14 protein-coding genes and 2 tRNA genes are annotated in these 18479 nt (G+C 70.7%); 4 read left to right on the forward strand and 12 right to left on the reverse strand.

Annotated elements, in window-relative coordinates; translation table 11 throughout:
* Positions 1-936 (reverse strand): ribose-phosphate diphosphokinase (locus DLJ59_RS30660; RefSeq protein WP_148096983.1); only part of this gene is annotated, 936 nt, incomplete at its 3' end.
* Between the two features lie 101 nt (positions 937-1037).
* Between DLJ59_RS30660 and glpK the strand changes: the two genes are divergently transcribed.
* Positions 1038-2522 carry a glycerol kinase GlpK gene (glpK, locus tag DLJ59_RS30665; protein WP_124777059.1) on the forward strand — a complete coding sequence of 495 codons (1485 nt, stop codon included), beginning with the start codon at positions 1038-1040 and terminating at the stop codon, positions 2520-2522.
* A 2-nt stretch (positions 2523-2524) separates the two neighbouring features.
* Here the strand turns inward: glpK and DLJ59_RS30670 are convergent, their stop codons facing one another.
* From DLJ59_RS30670 to DLJ59_RS30680, 3 genes are all read right to left on the reverse strand, one after another.
* Positions 2525-2689, reverse strand: a complete 165-nt coding sequence (locus tag DLJ59_RS30670; RefSeq protein ID WP_341869657.1) for a DUF397 domain-containing protein — start codon at positions 2687-2689, stop codon at positions 2525-2527.
* Between the two features lie 26 nt (positions 2690-2715).
* Positions 2716-3498: a helix-turn-helix domain-containing protein gene (locus DLJ59_RS30675; RefSeq protein ID WP_124777063.1), complete on the reverse strand. Its 783-nt coding sequence runs from the start codon at positions 3496-3498 to the stop codon at positions 2716-2718.
* A gap of 94 nt (positions 3499-3592) precedes the next feature.
* On the reverse strand, positions 3593-4426 hold the full coding sequence (locus DLJ59_RS30680; RefSeq protein ID WP_124777065.1) for a phosphoribosylaminoimidazolesuccinocarboxamide synthase: 834 nt from the start codon (positions 4424-4426) through the stop codon (positions 3593-3595).
* Positions 4427-4564: 138 nt separating this feature from the next.
* Here DLJ59_RS30680 and DLJ59_RS30685 point away from each other — a divergent pair, with 138 nt between their 5' ends.
* Complete coding sequence (locus DLJ59_RS30685; RefSeq protein WP_124777068.1) at positions 4565-5884, forward strand: ABC transporter substrate-binding protein; 1320 nt, start codon at positions 4565-4567, stop codon at positions 5882-5884.
* A gap of 85 nt (positions 5885-5969) precedes the next feature.
* Here DLJ59_RS30685 and DLJ59_RS30690 read toward each other — a convergent pair whose 3' ends face one another.
* Positions 5970-6218 carry a hypothetical protein gene (locus DLJ59_RS30690; protein ID WP_124777071.1) on the reverse strand — a complete coding sequence of 83 codons (249 nt, stop codon included), beginning with the start codon at positions 6216-6218 and terminating at the stop codon, positions 5970-5972.
* A 371-nt stretch (positions 6219-6589) separates the two neighbouring features.
* Between DLJ59_RS30690 and DLJ59_RS30695 the strand changes: the two genes are divergently transcribed.
* Positions 6590-10153 (forward strand): S8 family serine peptidase, encoded by a 3564-nt coding sequence (locus DLJ59_RS30695; protein WP_124777084.1) that lies wholly within the window; start codon positions 6590-6592, stop codon positions 10151-10153.
* Positions 10154-10269: 116 nt separating this feature from the next.
* Here DLJ59_RS30695 and DLJ59_RS30700 read toward each other — a convergent pair.
* From DLJ59_RS30700 to DLJ59_RS30725, 6 genes are all read right to left on the reverse strand, one after another.
* A tRNA-Met gene (locus DLJ59_RS30700) sits at positions 10270-10346 on the reverse strand.
* A 135-nt stretch (positions 10347-10481) separates the two neighbouring features.
* Positions 10482-10555 (reverse strand) — tRNA-Met (locus DLJ59_RS30705).
* Between the two features lie 83 nt (positions 10556-10638).
* The gene (locus tag DLJ59_RS30710; protein ID WP_124777073.1) at positions 10639-11595 is read right to left on the reverse strand and encodes a hypothetical protein; all 957 of its coding nucleotides are present in this window, start codon (positions 11593-11595) and stop codon (positions 10639-10641) included.
* Positions 11585-12094 (reverse strand): RNA polymerase sigma factor, encoded by a 510-nt coding sequence (locus DLJ59_RS30715; protein ID WP_124777075.1) that lies wholly within the window; start codon positions 12092-12094, stop codon positions 11585-11587. The genes DLJ59_RS30710 and DLJ59_RS30715 overlap by 11 nt, the downstream gene beginning before the upstream one ends.
* Positions 12095-12282: 188 nt before the next feature.
* Positions 12283-15264: a UPF0182 family membrane protein gene (locus DLJ59_RS30720; RefSeq protein ID WP_124777077.1), complete on the reverse strand. Its 2982-nt coding sequence runs from the start codon at positions 15262-15264 to the stop codon at positions 12283-12285.
* Positions 15265-15360: 96 nt separating this feature from the next.
* Positions 15361-16374 (reverse strand): YlbL family protein, encoded by a 1014-nt coding sequence (locus DLJ59_RS30725; protein ID WP_208648890.1) that lies wholly within the window; start codon positions 16372-16374, stop codon positions 15361-15363.
* Between the two features lie 115 nt (positions 16375-16489).
* Here DLJ59_RS30725 and DLJ59_RS30730 point away from each other — a divergent pair, with 115 nt between their 5' ends.
* On the forward strand, positions 16490-17821 hold the full coding sequence (locus tag DLJ59_RS30730) for a zinc-dependent metalloprotease (protein ID WP_124777079.1): 1332 nt from the start codon (positions 16490-16492) through the stop codon (positions 17819-17821).
* Between the two features lie 85 nt (positions 17822-17906).
* Here DLJ59_RS30730 and DLJ59_RS30735 read toward each other — a convergent pair.
* Positions 17907-18479 (reverse strand): glycosyltransferase family protein (locus DLJ59_RS30735; protein ID WP_244236311.1); only part of this gene is annotated, 573 nt, incomplete at its 5' end.

Below are 18479 nucleotides of genomic sequence, written 5' to 3' on the forward strand. Positions count from 1 at the left end.
GGCGAAGAGCGCGGAGACGGACTCCCCGTTGTGGATTCGGCGCGTCGCCTCGGCCAGGGCGGGGGCAACCGACAGGACCCGCAACTTGGGGACCCGCTTGGCGGCCGGGATGGGCACCGTGTTGGTGCAGACGATCTCCAGGACGCCGCCCTGGTCGCTGAGCCGCTGCAACGCGTCGCCGGAGAAGAGGCCGTGCGTGCAGGCGAGCCGGATCGACCGGACCTTCAGGCCGCGCAGATGCTCCATCAGCTCGACCACGGTGCTGCCCTTGGCGATCTCGTCGTCCAGCACGATGACGTCCCGGTCGGTCACGTCACCGATCACCGCGCTGATCTTGACCAGGTCATCGCTGAAGCGCTGCTTCGCGCCGGCCGCGACCGGCGTGCCGAGCAACCGGGCGAAGGCCGCGGCCTCCTTGGCGTTGCCCAGGTCGGGCGAGACCACCACGGTGTTGCTGAGGTCGTACCGCCGGAAGTGGGTGGCCAGCTCCCGCAGCGCGTGCAGATGATCCACCGGCACGCTGAAGAAGCCGTGCACCTGCGGCGAGTGCAGGGTCATCGCGAGCACCCGGTCCGCCCCTGCCGAGGTGAGCAGATCAGCGACGAGCCGCGCGCCGATCGAGATCCGCGGCGCGTCCTTCTTGTCCGAACGGGCGTACGCGTAATGCGGCAGCACCACGGTGATCCGACCGGCGGAGGCACCCCGGGCCGCGTCGATCATCAGCAGCAGCTCCACCAGGTGCTCCTGCACCGGCGGCACCAGCGGCTGGATCAGGAAGACGTCCCGCTCCCGGCAGTTGGCCTGCAACTGGACTTCCAGACAGTCGTTCGCGAACCGGGAGACCCGCACCGGGTGCAGCGGCACCCCCAGGTGAGCGCAGATCTCGGCAGCCAGGTCGGGATGGGCGGTTCCACTGAAAACTGCGATGTCGCGCACGTTCGCACATCGTAGGCGAAGCGAATAGACGCCGACGGCGGCGGGCCGAAACCCACCGTCACGCCTGTCGCGCCGCGCCGCCGCCCGGGTACGGTGCTGCGGTGACCCCCCAGTACGTCGCCGCCATCGACCAGGGCACCACCTCCTCGCGGTGCATCGTCTTCGACCGGGCCGGGGACATCGTCGCCGTGGCCCAGCGCGAACACCGGCAGATCTTCCCCCAACCGGGTTGGGTGGAGCACGACGCCGAGGAGATCTGGGACAACGTCCAGCAGGTGGTCGCCGAGGCGCTGCGGGCCGCCGGCACCGACACGTCCGGGTTGGCCGCCGTCGGCATCACCAACCAGCGGGAGACCACCGTCGTCTGGGACCGGGCCACCGGCCGCCCGGTGGCCAACGCCATCGTCTGGCAGGACACCCGGACCGGGCCGCTGCTGCGCGAGCTCGCTTCGGCGTACGGCGAGGAGCGGTTCCGGGCCCGCACGGGCCTGCCGCTGGCCACCTACTTCGCCGGGCCGAAGCTGCGCTGGCTGCTCGACGAGGTCGACGGCCTGCGCGAGCGCGCCGAACGCGGCGAGGTGCTCTTCGGCACCATTGACAGCTGGCTGATCTGGAAGCTGACCGGCGAGCACGTCACCGACGTGACCAACGCCAGCCGGACCATGCTGATGGACCTCACCACCCTGGACTGGGCGCCGGAGCTGCTGGACGCGATGGGCGTGCCGGCGGCGATGCTGCCGGAGATCCGCTGCTCCGCCGAGGTGTACGGCACGGCCAGCGGGGTGCTCGCCGGGGTGCCGGTGGCCAGTGCGCTCGGCGACCAGCAGGCCGCCCTGTTCGGCCAGACCTGCTTCCAGCCGGGCGAGGCGAAGTGCACCTACGGCACCGGCAGTTTCCTGCTGCTCAACACCGGCGCCAGCCCGGTCCCGTCGACGCACGGCCTGCTCACCACGGTCGCCTACCGGATCAAGGACCAACCACCGGCGTACGCCCTGGAGGGCGCGATCGCCGTCACCGGCTCGCTGGTGCAGTGGCTGCGGGACAACCTCGGGCTGATCTCCACTGCCGCCAAGGTGGAGGAGTTGGCCCGCACCGTGGACGACAACGGCGGCTGTTACGTGGTGCCGGCGTTCTCCGGGCTGTTCGCCCCGCACTGGCGCAGCGACGCCCGCGGGGTGATCGCCGGTCTGACCGGCTACATCACCAAGGGGCACCTGGCCCGTGCGGTGCTGGAGGCGTCGGCGTGGCAGACCCGCGAGGTGGTCGACGCGATGAACGCCGACTCGGATGTGGCGCTGCGCCGGCTGCGGGTGGACGGCGGGATGACCGCCAACGGCCTGCTCATGCAGTTCCTCGCCGATGTGCTCGACGTGCCTGTGGTCCGCTCCCGGATCACCGAGACCACCTGCCTGGGCGCCGCGTACGCGGCCGGTCTGGCGGTCGGTTTCTGGCCGGACCTGGCCACCCTGCGGGCGCAGTGGCGCTCCGACGCGCAGTGGGGGCCGGCGATGGCCCCGGAGCTGCGCGATCAGGAGCTGCGCCAGTGGCACAAGGCCGTGCGGCGCACCCTGGACTGGGTGGACTGACCTCAGCGGCCGGTGCGGACCCGCGCCACGAACGCGCGCCACGACGCCGGCGCGAAGGTGAGAACGGCACCGGCGCGGTCGGTGGAGTCGCGGACCAGCACCTGGTCCGGAAGGTTGTCGGCCACCTCCACGCAGGTGTCGCCGCCGTTGCCGGACCGGGTCGACACGCGCCACCGAGGGGTGGGGGCGGAGTTCACAGCTCGTTCACCAGCTTTCCGATCAGCTCGACGGACACGCTCGCCGGCAGGGCCTCACCCAGCAGCGTGTCCCACATCGTCCTGATGGTAGCCACGGTGTCGGGCCGGTCGACGATCTGACCGAAGACGCCGTCGACGTAGGCCACCTCGTCGCCGCCAGGCAGCGCGGCCAGCACGAAGCCGCCGGCCAGCCCGGCGTGCGCGCCCACCCCGGCGGGGATCACATAGAGCCGGACCTGGGGCAGGGTGGTCAGCTCGGCCAGCCGCTCCAACTGGGCGCGTTGGACGTCCCGATCGCCGACCACGCGGCGCAGCGCGGTCTCGTCAACGATCGCGGTGAACCGCTTCGGGGCCGAGCCGGTCAGCAGCTCCTGGCGGACCAGCCGGCCGGCGACCAGCTGGGCGACCTGCTCCGGGGTGTGGGTGCCCTGGGCGCTGAGCACCGCGTGCGCGTACGCCTCGGTCTGGAGCAGGCCCGGCACCAGCGACGGTTGAACGGTGCGGAGGGTGACCGCCTCGGCCTCGATCGCTCGCCACGGCGCGAACCAGGCCGGCGACTCCTGCCGGGCCGCCACCGCCAGCAGCTCGGCCAGCAGGCCGCCGGTGTCCAGCGCCGCGTCCGCCGCCTCGGCGAACTGCGGGGTGGGCCGGCGCCGCCCGGTCTCGATAGCCGCGATGGTGGACGGGCTCCACCTGATCAGCTCCGCCAGGGCCTCCTGCGAGACCCCCGCACCGGCCCGGGCCGCCTTGAGTGCCCTGATCCACATGTCGCCGTTCATCCGACCGCCCCAGACTCCACGAAGAGTGACGGGTCCATCCTCGACGGTGATGACGGTCAGGTCCAGCAGGTGCGGCGAAAGGGCGCTGCCCCGGTCACTCCCAGCGGTTACCGGTGAGCTTCTCGTACACCTCGACGTAGCGGGCGCGGGTCGCCTCGACGACCTCGTCCGGCACGTCCGGGGCTGGGGGCTGCTTGTTCCAGCCGCCGCCGGTGGCCCAGTCCCGCACGTACTGCTTGTCGTAGGAGAACTGCACGCGGCCCGGCTGGTACGACTCGGCCGGCCAGAACCGCGACGAGTCGGAGGTGAGCAGCTCGTCGGCGAGGACCAGGGTGCCGTCCGGCGCCCAACCCAACTCGATCTTGGTGTCGGCGATCAGGATGCCCCGATCGGCGGCCAGCTCCGCGCCGCGCCGGTAGACGTCGATGGTGATCTGCCGCAGCCGCTCGGCGGTGGCCTGGCCCACCTTGTCCACCACGTCGTCGTACGTGATGGGCTCGTCGTGCTCGCCCATCGGCGCCTTGCTCGACGGCGTGAAGATCGGCTCGGGCAGGATCGACGCCTCGCCCAGCCCTCGGGGCAGTGCTATCCCGGAAACGGAGCCGGTCTGCTCGTACTCCCGCAGACCGCCGCCGGTGAGGTAGCCGCGAGCGACGCACTCGACCGGGAGCATGTCCAGCCGCTGACAGCGGATCGCCCGCCCGGCGAACTCGGCGGGCACGTCGGTGGCCGAGATGACGTGGTTCGGCACCAGGTCGGCGAGCTGCTCGAACCACCACAGCGAGAGTGCGGTGAGCAGGCGGCCCTTGTCCGGGATCGGTGTCGGCAGCGCCACGTCGTAGATCGAGATGCGGTCCGAGGCGACCAGAATCAGGTCGTCGCCGTCGGCGTAGACGTCCCGAACCTTGCCCGAGTGCAGAAGTTCCACGCGCCCTAGTACACCACGCGACAGGGGAAGACCCTGATTCGACCACCCAGCCGAGGGTGACCGGACGGACGTTGACACCTTCGTGCGCTGCCTGCGTGAATGGTCCGACCGCCACCCCCGTAGGTCCAGGAGAGCCCCGTGCCCGTTGTTCGCCCCCCGCTCGACCGCCTCGGCGCCGACCCGGGCCGGCGCCGCCTGCTCAGCGCGCTGGTCGGCGCACCTTTGCTCGCGACCGGGGGGCTGGCGGCGTGCAGCGACGACGCCGCCACCTCGGCCCAGGACGGGCCCGTCGAGCTGTCGGTCTTCTGGTGGGGTGACACCAAGCGGGCCGAGCTCACCGAGAAGGCGCTCCGGCTCTACTCGAATCGCAACCCCCGGGTCAGCTTCCGGGTCACCTGGCAGGGCGCCGACGGCTACTACGACCGGTTGGCCACGCAGGCGGGCGGCGGGAACGTACCGGACCTGATCCAGATCGACGACGCCATGCTGACCGAGTACACCCAACGTCAGGTCATTCTCGACCTCACCGACCGGCACCTGGATCTTCGGGGCCTGCCGGAGGGCCTGATCCGTTACGGCACGGTGGAGGGGCGGACGATGGCGGTGGCCGCCGGGCAGACCCACGCCGTCGTGGTGTTCAACCGGGACCTGCTGCGGGAGCTGCGGATGCCGGAGCCACGGGCCGGGATGACCTGGGCCGACTACATCTCCTGGGCCACACAGGTCACCGAGGTAAGCGACCGCCGGGTGGCCGGCACCATGGACGGGTCGGGCGACTACCGGGCGCTCTGGCTCTGGCTGCGGTCGCAGGGCGGCGAGTTCTACCGGGGCAACCAGCTCGGCTTCGGCGCGGACGAGCTGATCGCGTGGTTCGAGCTGTGGCAGCGGGCCCGCCGGGCGCGGGCCACACCGAGCGCGGCGCTGGTCGAGCAGGCCGACAGCGGCGAGCCGGCCCGACAGCTGGTGGTGAGCGGGGCGACCGCCGCGTCCTTCGCCTGGTCGCACCAACTACCGGAGCTGCAACGACTCACCGAGTCCGAGTTGGGCATCGTCGGCTTCCCCGGCCCGCCGGGGGCCCAGTGGGCGCGGGCGTCGATGTACTGGGCAGCATTCCGGGGCACCCGCCACCCGGATGCGGTCGTCGACGTGATCAACTTCTTGACCAACAACGGTGAGGTCGGCGCGCTCCTCGGCCACGAGCGTGGGCTGAACGCCAGCTCCGCGGTCCGCCGCTACGCCGAGGGCAGCATCACCGACCCGGCCCAGCGACGTGCCGCCGCGTTCGGCGCCAGCCTCGCCGACCTGCTCGGGCCGGCGCCGGCGCCGCCGCCCAAGGGGCACCCCAAGGTGCGCACCCTGCTGGTGACCGCCGCCGAGCGCATCCGCGTCAAGCGCGACGGCACCCGCGAGGCCACCGCGCGCTTCCTGTCCCAGGCCATCGCGGCCCTGGCGGTGTGAGCACCGGCGGCCGGCCCGGTGCCGGCCGCTGGTGATCCGTCGGTGCCGCCGAACTGGTCAGCGCGGCGGGCCGCCGGCGACCTGGTCAGCGCGGCGGGCCACCCCGACGGTTGCGCATCAGACGCAGCACCAGGAACACGACGATCGCGACCACCACCAGGCAGCAGAGCAGCGGCAGCACCCCGAAGCCGCCGCGTCCGCGCCGCCGGGCGGCCTCCACCGCGAGTTCGCCGGTGCCCGTGGACGCCCAGGCCGCCACGGGCACGAAGACCGCCAGTACGACCGCACCGAAGACCGCGCTCAGGCGGCCCCACCACTTACCGAATGAAGACATGTGCCCATCCTCGCCGAAGGGCGCAACCTCGGCACGTCGGTCCACGCCGAATCCTGGACCGGAATCGTCCGGAACCCCCCGGCCATCGCGCAACGTACTCGCAACACCCCGGCAAAGATGATGATCTTTACATGAATCTCCGGAGGTGGTCGGATTCTGTCCATGGTCAACTTTGTAGACAGCGCGCGGATCCTTCGCACCCGAAGATCTGCGGCGGCAGCGGTCGGCGTCACCCTCGTCGCCGCTCTCCTCACTCCCACGGCGGCCCACGGTGCTACACCGCCCCACCGCCGCCGTCGGCACCCGCACGGACGGGCAGCGCGGACCGCGCCCCCGTCACGGTCACGCTGATCACCGGCGACCGGGTGACGATGACCCCCGGCACCCAGGGCGCAACCCCCAGCGTGGACGTCGAGCGCGCACCGGGCGCCACCGGCTCGGTGCGCATCTCCACCGAGGACGGGGACACCTACGTGTACCCGGACGAGGCGATGCCCTACCTCGCGACCGGTCGGCTCGACAAGCAACTCTTCGACGTCACCCAGCTCATCGCGCAGGGCTACGACGACGCGCGGACCGCCGAACTTCCCCTGATCGTCACCCGCACGGCGGGTTCGGCGAAGCTCAGGACCGGCAGTACGCTGCCGGGCGCGCGGACCACGTTGGAACTCCCCTCCGTCGATGGTGAAGCGCTTCGCACCCGCCGATCGCAGGCCGCGGACTTCTGGTCGGCGCTCACCGCGGGCGGCCAGTCGGCGGCCGGCCGGAGCGCCGCCACCCCGGCACCTTCCTTCACGGCCGGCGTCGACAAGGTGTGGCTCGACGGCAAGGCGAAGGCCGCCCTCGCCGAGAGCACCACGCAGATCGGCGCACCTTCGGCCTGGGCTTCGGGGGGCACCGGCACGGGTGTCCGGGTCGCCGTCCTGGATGGCGGGGTGGACACCGCCCACCCCGATTTCGTGAACCAGATCGCGGCCTCGCGGAGTTTCATCCCCAACCAGGACGTGGTCGACCACAACGGGCACGGCACCCACACCGCGTCCACAGTGGCCGGGACGGGCGCCGCCTCCGGCGGCAAGGAGCGGGGCGTCGCCCCCGACGCCGATCTGGTGATCGGCAAGGTCCTCGACGAGAATGGCACCGGGTCGATCTCGGGGATCATCGCGGGAATGGAGTGGGCGGCGCGCACCGAACGCGCCAAGGTGATCAACATGAGCCTGGGTGTGAGCGCCTGGCAGACCCAGGACGATCCGCTGAGCCAGGCCGTGAACAAACTGACCGCCGAGACGGGGGCTCTCTTCGTCGTCGCCGCCGGCAACCGGGGATCTGATCCGTTCACCCTTGGTGCGCCGGGCACCGCGGACGCCGCGCTCACCGTCGGGGCGGTGGACTCCACCGACCACCTGGCCAGCTTCTCCAGCGTCGGGCCCCGCCTGAACGACGAGGCCCTGAAGCCCGACATCACCGCTCCCGGCGTGAACGTGCTGGCGGCGCGCTCCCAGTACGACATCTGGAGCGAGGGCTGGTACGTCGAGAACAGTGGCACCTCGATGGCGGCGCCGCATGTCGCCGGGGCGGCTGCCCTGCTGGTGCAGAAGCACCCGGACTGGAGTCCGCAGCAGATCAAGGATGCGCTGATGAGCACCAGCGTCCGCACCCCCGACTACAACGCCTACCAGGCCGGCAGTGGTCGGTTGAACGTCGCCGCCGCCTACCACCAGGACCAGGTCATCGCCACCGGCTCGGTGGACGCCGGACTCGTCAAATGGTCGCCGGGCACGACTCCGCAGCCGATCAAGCGGAAGATCACCTACACCAACACCACGGCCAAGCCGATCACGTTGGAGCTCTCGGTCGACCGGGGCACCTCCCCCGCGCGGACGTTCACGGCAACCGCCAACCGCGTCACGGTGCCAGCGCACGGAACCTCGACGGTCGACGTCGTGGTGGACCCGGAGGGCCTCCCCACCGGCAGGTACTCCGCGCAGATCAGGGCCCGTTTCGCGGCCGGCGAGGTGCACACCGCCGCCGGGGTCGCCGTCGAGTCCAAGAAGTACGGCCTCACCATTCGCCTGAAGGACCGCGCCGGCCGACCGACGACCGGCGAGGTCGAGATCTTCAACGCCGACACGGGCTCCACCTTCATGTGGGTGATCAACGGAGAGCTCCGCAGCCGGTTGGCCCCCGGCACGTACGCCCTGGCCACCACGGTGGACGTGGAGGGGCGCAACGGTCCGCACTCCCTCGGCCTGGCGATGCTGAGCGCTCCCGAGGTGGAGTTGACGACCGACCGCGTCGTCACCCTCGACGCGTCGCAGGCCCGCCAGGTGAAGGTGGCGACAGCTCAGCCGACCGCTATCACCAACAGCAGGATCGATGTCTACCGCTCCTTCACCTCGACCGAACCGAAGCCCGGCGACCCGACCGCCATGCTGACGACCACCTTCCCCAGCGCCAGCTACGACAGTCTCTGGGCACTCCCGACCCAGAAGGTGAAGAAGGGCAGCTTCGTCTTCACCACCCGGATCCGGGCTGAGCAGACGCCGCTGGAGATCAGCTACGAGGGCCGTCGCCTCGGCGATCCCCTTGTTCAGCCGGGTGCGCGGGCGTTGCCGGACGGCACCACGCGTCTGGAGGCCGTCTTCGCCGGCAACGGCGCGAAGGCCGACTACTCCGGCCTGTCCGCACGCGGCAAGGCTGTGGTCGTCCGCAGCAACGACTCGGTGGTCCCGACGGATCAGGCTGCGGCGGCGCACGCCGCCGGCGCGGCGATGCTCCTCGTGGTCAACGACCACGAGGGCCGCAAGAACGACTGGTACGGCAACCCGGACACGGTGACAACCGGTCCGATCCCGGTCGCCGCTCTCCTTTCCGACCAGGGCGAGGCGCTGATCCAGAAGATCACCACCGGCCACCACCCGGTACGGCTGGCCGTGGAGGCCCACCCCGTGCCGCGATACCTCTACGACCTGGTCGACAGCCACAGCGGGGTGCCCCGCGACCCCTCCGCCAAGACCGGCCCCCGGGACCTCGCCCGGATCGACCTGACGCTCTCCCCGATCCCGGGGCAGTCGTCGCTGGAACGGCGGGTGGACTTCCCGCCGTACGCCTACGCCGCCGCACCCGCGTTCCCATCCCAGCTGGTCTCGCCGGGGCCGCGGACCGACTGGGTCACCGCCGGCAGCGACATCAAGTGGCAGCAGCAGACCGACATCGGCGACTGGGCGCAGTCACGCACGGACGTGACGACCTTTCAGCCGGGCAGCTCACAGAAGGACCGCTGGTTCGGGCCGATCATGCGGCCGCGCCTGCTCATCAACAACACCCTGGTCCGAGCTGACACCTGGTTCAGCGCCACTCTCGAGGTGTTCAGCGACGCGGGAGCCGCGCACGGCGGCGGGACCCGGCTGCCGCAGCGGGCCGTCCTCTACCAGGGCGACAAGCAGGTGGCCCAGGCCGAAGGCTTCCCCTGGCTCAACGCCTCCGATCTGCCACCGGAGAAACTGCCGTACCGGCTGGTCATCGACACGACGGGCGATCCGGACTTCAGCCAGTACTCGACCAGCACACGTACCGAGTGGAGCTTCGTCTCCGGTAGCAACCCAGAGGTGAAGGCCGTCCCACTGGTCCAGTTGGACTATGAGGCGGATGTGGACTTCACGGGGCTGGCGAAGCGCCGCAGCGACCTCTCCATCACGCCCGTGGTGTTGGGCGGCGCCGCCGCTCAGGACGCGGTCTCCTCGCTCACGTTGGAGGTCTCCTACGACGACGGGGCTACCTGGCAGCGGCAGGACCTGCGGGAGAAGAAGGGCACCTGGCAGGCGTCCTTGAACGCGCCGCAGCGGGCCGGCTTCGTGTCGTTCCGGGTCACCGCCAAGCAGCGCAACGGTGGCGGCGTCACACAGACCGTCACGCGGGCCTTCGGCCTGCGGTAGAACCCGCCGGGGGCCGGTGCCTGCCAGGTACCGGCCCCTCCGGGGCCCTCATTTCGCAGCGGCACCAAAAAAGTCCGGCCCCCACAGTGTGGGGGCCGGACTCATATCACTTTCAGTGGTAGCGGGGACAGGATTTGAACCTGCGACCTCTGGGTTATGAGCCCAGCGAGCTACCGAGCTGCTCCACCCCGCGTCGACTGGTTAAGACTAACCCATCCGTTTTGGCGATGATCAGTGGGGGTCACCGGACGCCGCAGCGGGCACCGCGGAATGTCGAAAGCCCGCCTCCGGTGACCCGGAGGCGGGCTTCGAACTGGTGTTTCTCTCGTAGCGGGGACAGGATTTGAACCTGCGACCTCTGGGTTATGAGCCCAGCGAGCTACCGAGCTGCTCCACCCCGCGTCGGCTCGCTAACCGTAGCGCACCTCCCCCACGCCCCGCAAAACGACATCCGAATCCGCCGGATCACGGCCCGGCGCACCCGGTCAGCCAAGCCACCTCCGGATGGCGGCGACCGCACGGCGACTGTCCGCGTCGACCTGAGCCCGCTGGCTGGAAGTGTTCTCCCAGCCCTGCTCCCAGAGGACCGTCACCACGTCGCCGACCCGGATCACCCGGATCAGCCGCACGTCCTCAACACCGGTCGGGTCGCCGTTGACGTCCTGACCCGCGCTGCGCATCTCGAACAGCACCGACTCGTTGCCGAACCCGCTGTCGGGGAGCAGCCGCTGCCTGCTCCGCACCGAACTGGCACCCGGCCACCCCTGCTCGGGGCAGTCCCGCACCGCCTGCCGCAACTCCTTCAGCACGTCGTCGGCGTGCCCGGCCCGGTAGATCGTGATGGAGTGCATGTAGCTGCCGTCCGGGACGTGCTCCCCGCCGGGGTTCTGCGGCAGCTTGTAGATCAGGAGCCGGGTTCGGCGGTGCACGACCTGCGCATTCCCGATGGCTGCCCCACACAGTCCCGGCAGCACGGCCTCGTCCCGGAACTGCGGTGCGATGCCGGTCTGGTTCGCCGGCGCGAGCGCGAAGAACGCCCGATCCGGGATGCGTGTCGGCGTCGTGGGCGGCTGCGTGCCGGTGCCACCCGGAGGCGTCGTCGTCGTACCCGGGGAGCGACCGGGCGTCGTCGGCGAGACGGGCGGCGACGGCGCGGCGCCAGTAGCGCTCGGTGACGGCGACGCCGATGGCGAGGCCGATGGCGAGGCCGATGGCGAGGCCGCCGTGCCGACCGGTGCGGGTACGGGCGGCGGTGCCACGGCAACCGCCTGGGCACCGATCACCGCGCCCACCACGACCAGCGCCACGGCAAGGGTGCCCCCGGCCGCACGGAATCGGGCCCGACGGTCCGCCTGGTGCCGCAGCACGTCGGGAAGGCCCAGATCGCGAGCGTCCGCGTCGGCGGCGAGGGACCTGTACAGCTCGGACAGTTCACGCGACATCGGTGGCCTCCAGTTCCACGACGACCAGATCGGGCAGCAACGCGGCGAGTCGGGCCCGGCCGCGGGAAAGCCACGACTTCACCGTGCCAACGGGCACATCGATTTCCTGGGCGATCTCCTCGACCGGCATGTCGAGCAGGTAGTGCAGCGCCAACGCTCGCCGGTGGGTCGCCGGCACCTGACGCAGGGCCCGGACCAGCAGCACGCTGTCCTCGTTGGGCGGAGACACCGGCGGCGGCGGTCCGGCCAACCGCAACGCCCCACGCAGACCGCGCAGCCGCCGCCAACGGTCGGTCGCCAACCGGGCCACCACCAACCGCAGCCACGCCTCCGGTGCCGGATGCGCCGACAACCTCCCCCACTGCCGCCAGGCCCGGGCGTACGCCTCCTGCACCAGGTCCTGCGCCTCGGTGTAGTCGCCGACGACCGCATAGCCGTACCGCATCATCCGCCGCGTGGTGCTGCGGTAGAAGTCATCAAAGCTCTGCGCATCCCTCACCACTGCTCCCCCTCATCCCACCCCGTTGCAAGTGAGGACGGCGGGCTGGTGCCGCAGGTTGCGGCCCCGTCCGCGGCTGTCGGCGACGTGACAGCGGGGCACAGCTCCAGACGCGGCGGAGCCCCCGCCGTACGGACCGGTGCGGTCCGACGACGGGGGCTCCGAGACGTACTCCCGGCGGTGGTGGGTCAGCCGCCGGGAGTCGGGCTGACACTGGGCGCACCGGGGGCGGCCTGCTGCGCCTGCTGGAACGCGGTGAGCGCCTCGTCCAACGCCTTCAGCGCACGCCCGTACCGCTCGAAGTCGCCCGACGTCTGCGCGGCCCGGACCTCGGTGATCGCGGTCTGCACCCGGTCCGCGGCGGCAGCCAGGTCACCAGCCGGCGGCGGGGTGCCGGCGCTCGGGGTCGGCGGCGGCGTCGCCGTCCCCGAAGGCGTCGGCGTCGGCGTCGTCGGGTTGCCCCCGGTCGTCGGCGGCGGCGAAGTGCCCTGCCCGGCCTTCTTACCCTGCTCGACCAACTGCTTGATGCCGTCGTTGATGTTGTCGGCGAGCGCCACGAAGGAACCACCGTCACCGTACGAGAGCAGCACCTTCTGCAACAGCGGGTACGCGTCCTGCTGGTTGCTCTTCACGTACACCGGCTCGACGTAGAGCATCCCGTCGGCGAAGGGCAACGAGAGCAGGTTGCCGTACTGCACCTGCGCCTGGTTGCTGGAGAGCAGGTTGAGCTGCTGACGAATGTTCGCGTTGTTCGTCATCTGCTGGTGCACCTGCACCGGGCCGGAGATCCGGGTCTGGTCCGGCAACTCCAGCACCTCCAGTCGTGGCTTCCCGTCGACGTACGACCCGGAGATCAGCGCGGCGAGGTTCTGCCGGCCGTTCGGGGTGACCGCCGAGGTGAGCTGGAACCGGGGGCTCTCCTGCCCGGGGAACTGGGTGAAGAGGTAGTACGGGGGCTGCTTCTGACCGCTGTCCGGGGCGTCCGGCACGTTGGGCACCTGCCAGAAGTCCTGCGCGGAGTAGAAGTCACCAGGGTTGGTCACGTGGAACTTGGTGAGCAAGTTGCGCTGCACCTTGAACATGTCCGCCGGGTAACGCAGGTGCTCGCTCAACTCGACCGGGATCTCCGCCTTCGGCAGCACCAGGTCACCACCGAACGCCTTGTTCCACGCCTTGAGCACCGGGTCGGTGTCGTCGTACTCGTAGAGCTTCACAGTGCCGTCGTACGCGTCGACGGTGGCCTTCACCGAGTTGCGCATGTAGTTGACGTCTTCCCGGGCCAGCTGGAAGGTGCCCCGGTTGGTCAACTCGTCGGTCGTCTCGGTCTGCAGGTTGACCTTCTCCGCGTACGGGTAGGAGGCCGCCGTGGTGTAACCGTCGACGATCCACTGCACCCGGCCGTCCACCACCGCCGGGTACGGGTCGCCGTCCAGGGTGAGGAACGGCGCGACCTTCTCCACCCGGTCGCGCGGGTTACGCACGTAGAGCAGCCTGGAGTCCTTGTTGACCGCCTCGGAGAGCAGGAAGTTCGACTCCTGCTCCTTGATGGCGTACAGCAGTCGCCGGGTGAAGGAGCCGATCTCCACACCGCCCTCGCCGGTGTAGGTGTACGACTCGCCGCCACCGTCACCGACCGGCCTGTCGAACTCGGCCTTCTTGTTCGGGTCGGACTGCCCGACGATGGCGTAGTCGTCGGCCTCCATCCGCTCGCCGTAGTAGATGCGCGGCTGCTTGGCCGGGATCTGCTCGGTCTGCGAGGAGCACGCCTCCTGGGTCTTCTCGCCGAGGAAGCCGGAGACGAAGAACGGCTGCCCACCGCAGACCACCTGGTTGGCCGGGGCGGCCACCAGCCCGTACCCGTGGGTGTAGACGGTGTGCCGGTTGATCCAGGTGTTCTGCTGGTCGGTCAACTCGCCGTAGTTGATCTCCCGGACGCCGACCACGTAATCGGAGACGTTCCCGTTCACCCCGTACCGGTCGATGTCCAGCTTCGGACCGAAGTCGTAGAAGCCACGCACCTGCTGGAGCTGGGTGTACGTCTCGCTGACCAACTGCGGGTCGAGCAGCCGCACGTTCGACACCACCGACGTGTCGGTGGCCAGGTTCGCCGGTGGGGTGAGGTTGTTCGCCGCGTACGGGGTCGTCTCGGTGGCCGCCAACCCGAACGCCGCCCGTGTCGCGTCGATGCTGCGCTGGATGTACGGCGCTTCCTTGTCCTTGGCGCTCGGCTTGACCTCGAAGGTCTGCACCGCCCAGGGGTAGATGCCGCCGATGGCCACCGCGGACACACCGAGCAGCGCCAGCGAGATCCCCGGCCAGACCAGGTTCCGCATCCAGGCGTTGGAGAACACGATGATCGCGATCGCCACCACGATCGAGATGTAGGCGAGGATCTCCTTCGCCGGCAGCAACGCGTTGACGTCGGCGTAGCCGGCACCGTACAACTTGGCGCCCTCGTTGTACTCCAGCAGCATCGCCCGCCGGTCCAACACGTACGCGATGGCCTTCAACAGCACGAAGACCGCGACCAGGGTGCTCAGGTGCGCGCGGGCCGCGTTGCTCATCCGGTCACCGACGCCCTGCAGGCGGACGCCGCCGAAGAGGTAGTGCACCGCCAGCGCGCCGATCACGGCCAGCACCACAGCGGTGAAGGCGACCCCGAGCAGGTAACGCCAGAACGGCAGCTGGAAGACGTAGAAGCCGATGTCGACCCCGAACTCCGGGTCCTTGATGCCGAAGTCACCGCCGTTGCGGAAGAGCAGCCACTGGTTCCACCGGTTCTGCGCGGAGAGGCCGGCGAAGAGCCCGACCACCGCGGCGGTCAGCGCGATCCACGTGCCCAGACGCGGGCTGAGCACCATCCGGTAGCGCTCCAGGGTCGCCTGCTCCACCGAGTGTGGCCGCATTCGTGGGCGCAACCGGTAGGCCAGCCACAGGTTGCCACCGACGATCAACGCCATGCCGAGACCGATGGCGAGGAAGAGAACCAGCCGGGTGAGCAGGACGCCGGTGAAGACCTCGGTGTATCGGACCTCGTCGAACCAGAGCCAGTCCGTCCACGCCTGCACACCCCAGCCGAGCAGGGTGAAGAGCACGAACACCCCAACCAGGACAGCGATGGTGACGCGCCCGCGCCGGCTCATCCTCGGAAGGGGGCTGCTGCTACGCATGACCACTGTTGGCTCCGCACGCTCGATGTGATCGGCTCCGACCAGGCACCTAGAGTACGGGGTGTTCCTGAGCGTGTCGGGGCACGGTCACAACGGTCAGCAACGCGCCGGCTGACCACCCGCGCGCAACGCCTCCAGAGCGGTCATCGCCTCGTCCAACGAGCCCACCCGCAGCAGGGGCAGATCGGGCTGCGGATTGCGGACCGCCTCGGCGCAGTTGTCCGCCGGCACCAGGAAGACCTTCGCCCCGGCGCGCTTGGCACCGACCAGCTTCTGGGCGATCCCGCCGATCGGGCCGACGACGCCCTCGTCGTCGATGGTGCCGGTGCCGGCGATGACCTGACCGCCGGTGAGGTCGGCCGGGGTCAACTTGTCCACGATCCCCAGGGCGAACATCAGACCGGCGCTCGGCCCACCGATGTCCCCCAGGTCGATGCCGAGCGTGAACGGGTGCGGCTGCTGCTGATCGATCTCGACCCCGATGCGCGGCCGACCGTCCTTCTCCTGACTGGTCACCGTCGCGGTGGCCGGCACCCCGTCACGGGTGTAACCGATGGTCAACGCCGTGCCCGCCGGCTTCGCCCGGACCAGCTCGGTGACCTTCGCGGCCACCGGCACCGGCTGACCGTCGACCGAGGTGATCAGATCCCCGGCCTTCAGCGTCCCGGCCGCCGGGCCGTCCCCGGCCACCGTCTTGATCACCACCTGCACTGGAAAGCCCAACTTCCGCAGCGCGGCGGTCTCCGCGCTGGTCTGCGACGCCTTGAAGTCCTCGGCGTTGCGCTGCTCGACCTGCTCCGTCGACTCCCCCGGCGGGTAGACCAACTCGCGCGGCACCACCGCCTCGTCGTCGGAGAACCAGCCCGCGATCGCCCCACGCAACCGCACTGTGGGCTGCACCCCCACCGTGGTCAGCCGCAACTGGCCGGCCGAGGTCGAGGTCTCCCGACCGGAGACCTGGATGACCTCCTTACCGTCGGTCGTGCCGAGGGTGTTGACCGTCGGCCCCGGGCCCAGCACCACGTACGGAATCGGCACCCGGAGCACCCCGATGCTCAGCAGGGCGGTGAACAGGGCACCGAGCAGGACCGTCAGGCCACGACGTCTCATGCCGCAGAGCGTACCGACCGGGCCCGGGTCGCCCGCCGAATGCGCCGCGCGACTTCGCCCTCAGCGCAACGCCAGCGGCGGCGACCTGGGGCGCGGTCCGCGTACCGTAGATGTCGTGCCTGATATTCCGTTCGGTTTCGCGCTCCCGGGTGGGCAGCCACCAGACCCCAACGATCCCGCGCAGATGCAGCAGTTCATGTCGCAGTTGCAGCACCTGCTCTCCGCGCCGGGCAGCGGGCCGGTCAACTGGGACCTGGCCCGGCAGGTAGCAGCCAGCCAGCTCGCGGCCGCCGGTGACCCGGCGGTGTCGATGTACGAACGCAACGCGGTCGAGGAGGCCCTGCGCCTGGCCGACCTGTGGTTGGAGCCCGCCTCGGCGTGGCCCTCCGGCATCCAGAACCCGGTTGCGTGGAACCGCAACGAGTGGATCTTCAAGACGCTGGACGTGTGGCGCAAGCTGTGCGACCCCGTCGCCAGCCGGATGGTCGGCGCGATGGGCGACCTGGTGCCACCGGAGGCCCGCGCCCAGCTCGGCCCGATGCAGTCGATGGTGGCGTCCCTCGGTGGCGCGCTCTTCGGCGGCCAGTTGGGTCAGGCCCTCGGTTCGCTCGCCGCGGAGGTGCTCTCCGCCGGCGACATCGGGCTGCCGCTCGGCCCGGCCGGCACCGCCGCGCTGATCCCGGCCAACATCCGGGCGTACGGCGAGGGCCTGGAGCTGCCCGAGGACGAGGTCCGCCTCTACGTGGCGCTGCGCGAGGCCGCCCACCAGCGGCTGTTCCAGCACGTCCCGTGGCTGCGCGGTCACGTGCTCAGCGCTGTCGAGATGTACGCCTCGGGCATCCGGGTCAACCGGGAGGCGATCGAGGAGGCGATGGGCCGGGTCGACCCGACCGACCCGGAGTCGATGCAGGCGATCGCCCTGGAGGGCATCTTCACCCCGGAGGACACTCCGGCACAGAAGGCCTCACTGGCCCGCCTGGAAACCGCACTCGCCCTGGTCGAGGGCTGGGTGTGCCACGTGGTGGACAACGCCGCCAGCGACCGGCTGCCCAACGTCGTCCGGTTGGGTGAGGCGTTCCGCCGTCGCCGGGCCGCCGGCGGTCCCGCCGAGCAGACCTTCGCCGCGCTGGTCGGTCTGGAGCTGCGCCCCCGCCGGCTGCGCGAGGCCGCGGCGCTCTGGGCGGCGCTCACCCAGCACCGTGGCATCGAAGGCCGCGACGCTGTCTGGGGCCACCCGGACCTGCTCCCGTCGGACGACGACTTCGCCGACCCGGTCGCCTTCGCGATGAACGACATGGACCTCAGCGAGCTGGACAGCTTCGACTTCACCGCCCCCGGCGGGATGGAGGAGAAGGCCCCCGGCCAGTCGGATCAGCCGGGCCAGCCCGGTCAGCCCGGCCAGTCGAACGAGACCGACGGCGACGGCGACGGCGACGCCAAGTCCTGACGTCCGCGCAACGACTACCTGCGCCCGGTTGCCCGCAAGATCGACAGCGGGCAACCGGGCGCGGCGGTCGGTAGGGCTGACCGGTTCAGCCGGGTCGACCCGACCCGGTGAGAAGGGCGCGGGTCGCTTCCCAGCCCTCGAAGGCTGGGTCCAGCGTGGCCAGGTCAGCCGGGCCACGCAGCCGTCGCCAGCCAGCGGTGACCGCGACGTCACCCGGGCGCGGGGCATTGGCGCGCGCCTCGGCCGGCGTGGCCGTGTCCAGTTCCAGCGTCGGCAGCCAGCCCGGCGCTGGCAGTCGTACCGCGACCCCGAGTAGACCCGGGCCGCCGCCCTCGACCGGAGCCACTGCGACCGGTCGGGTGGTGAGGGGGCGGAGCAGCTTGCCGACGGTCAGTGCGGGCAGGTCGGGCACGTCACTGACCAGCACCGCCGCTTGGTCATACCCCTCCAGCGCGGCGAACACGGCGTTCGGCGTGGGCTCGGTCACCTCGTACACGGCCGTGCCGGGCCACACCAGCGCATCGGCCAGAGCCCGGTCGGCCGGGGTCACCGCGACCGCGACCTCCACCTCGTTGAGCGTGGCGAGCAGGTCGATGACGTCTTCCGCGAGGGCCGCCCGCCACTCCGCCAGGTCGACGCCCGGCGGTGACCAGTGCAC

Origin of the sequence: Micromonospora inaquosa (assembly GCF_003857055.1) — a bacterium.
GTDB lineage: Bacteria > Actinomycetota > Actinomycetes > Mycobacteriales > Micromonosporaceae > Micromonospora > Micromonospora inaquosa.

What these genes read in the sequence shown, in the direction of transcription:
- DLJ59_RS30695 (WP_124777084.1), top strand. Translation starts at nt 6,590, where the DNA reads ATGACCCCCGGCACCCAGGGCGCAACCCCCAGCGTGGACGTCGAGCGC.
- DLJ59_RS30710 (WP_124777073.1), bottom strand. Translation starts at nt 11,595, where the DNA reads ATGTCGCGTGAACTGTCCGAGCTGTACAGGTCCCTCGCCGCCGACGCG.
- DLJ59_RS30690 (WP_124777071.1), bottom strand. Translation starts at nt 6,218, where the DNA reads ATGTCTTCATTCGGTAAGTGGTGGGGCCGCCTGAGCGCGGTCTTCGGT.
- DLJ59_RS30720 (WP_124777077.1), bottom strand. Translation starts at nt 15,264, where the DNA reads ATGCGTAGCAGCAGCCCCCTTCCGAGGATGAGCCGGCGCGGGCGCGTC.
- DLJ59_RS30725 (WP_208648890.1), bottom strand. Translation starts at nt 16,374, where the DNA reads ATGAGACGTCGTGGCCTGACGGTCCTGCTCGGTGCCCTGTTCACCGCC.
- DLJ59_RS30675 (WP_124777063.1), bottom strand. Translation starts at nt 3,498, where the DNA reads ATGAACGGCGACATGTGGATCAGGGCACTCAAGGCGGCCCGGGCCGGT.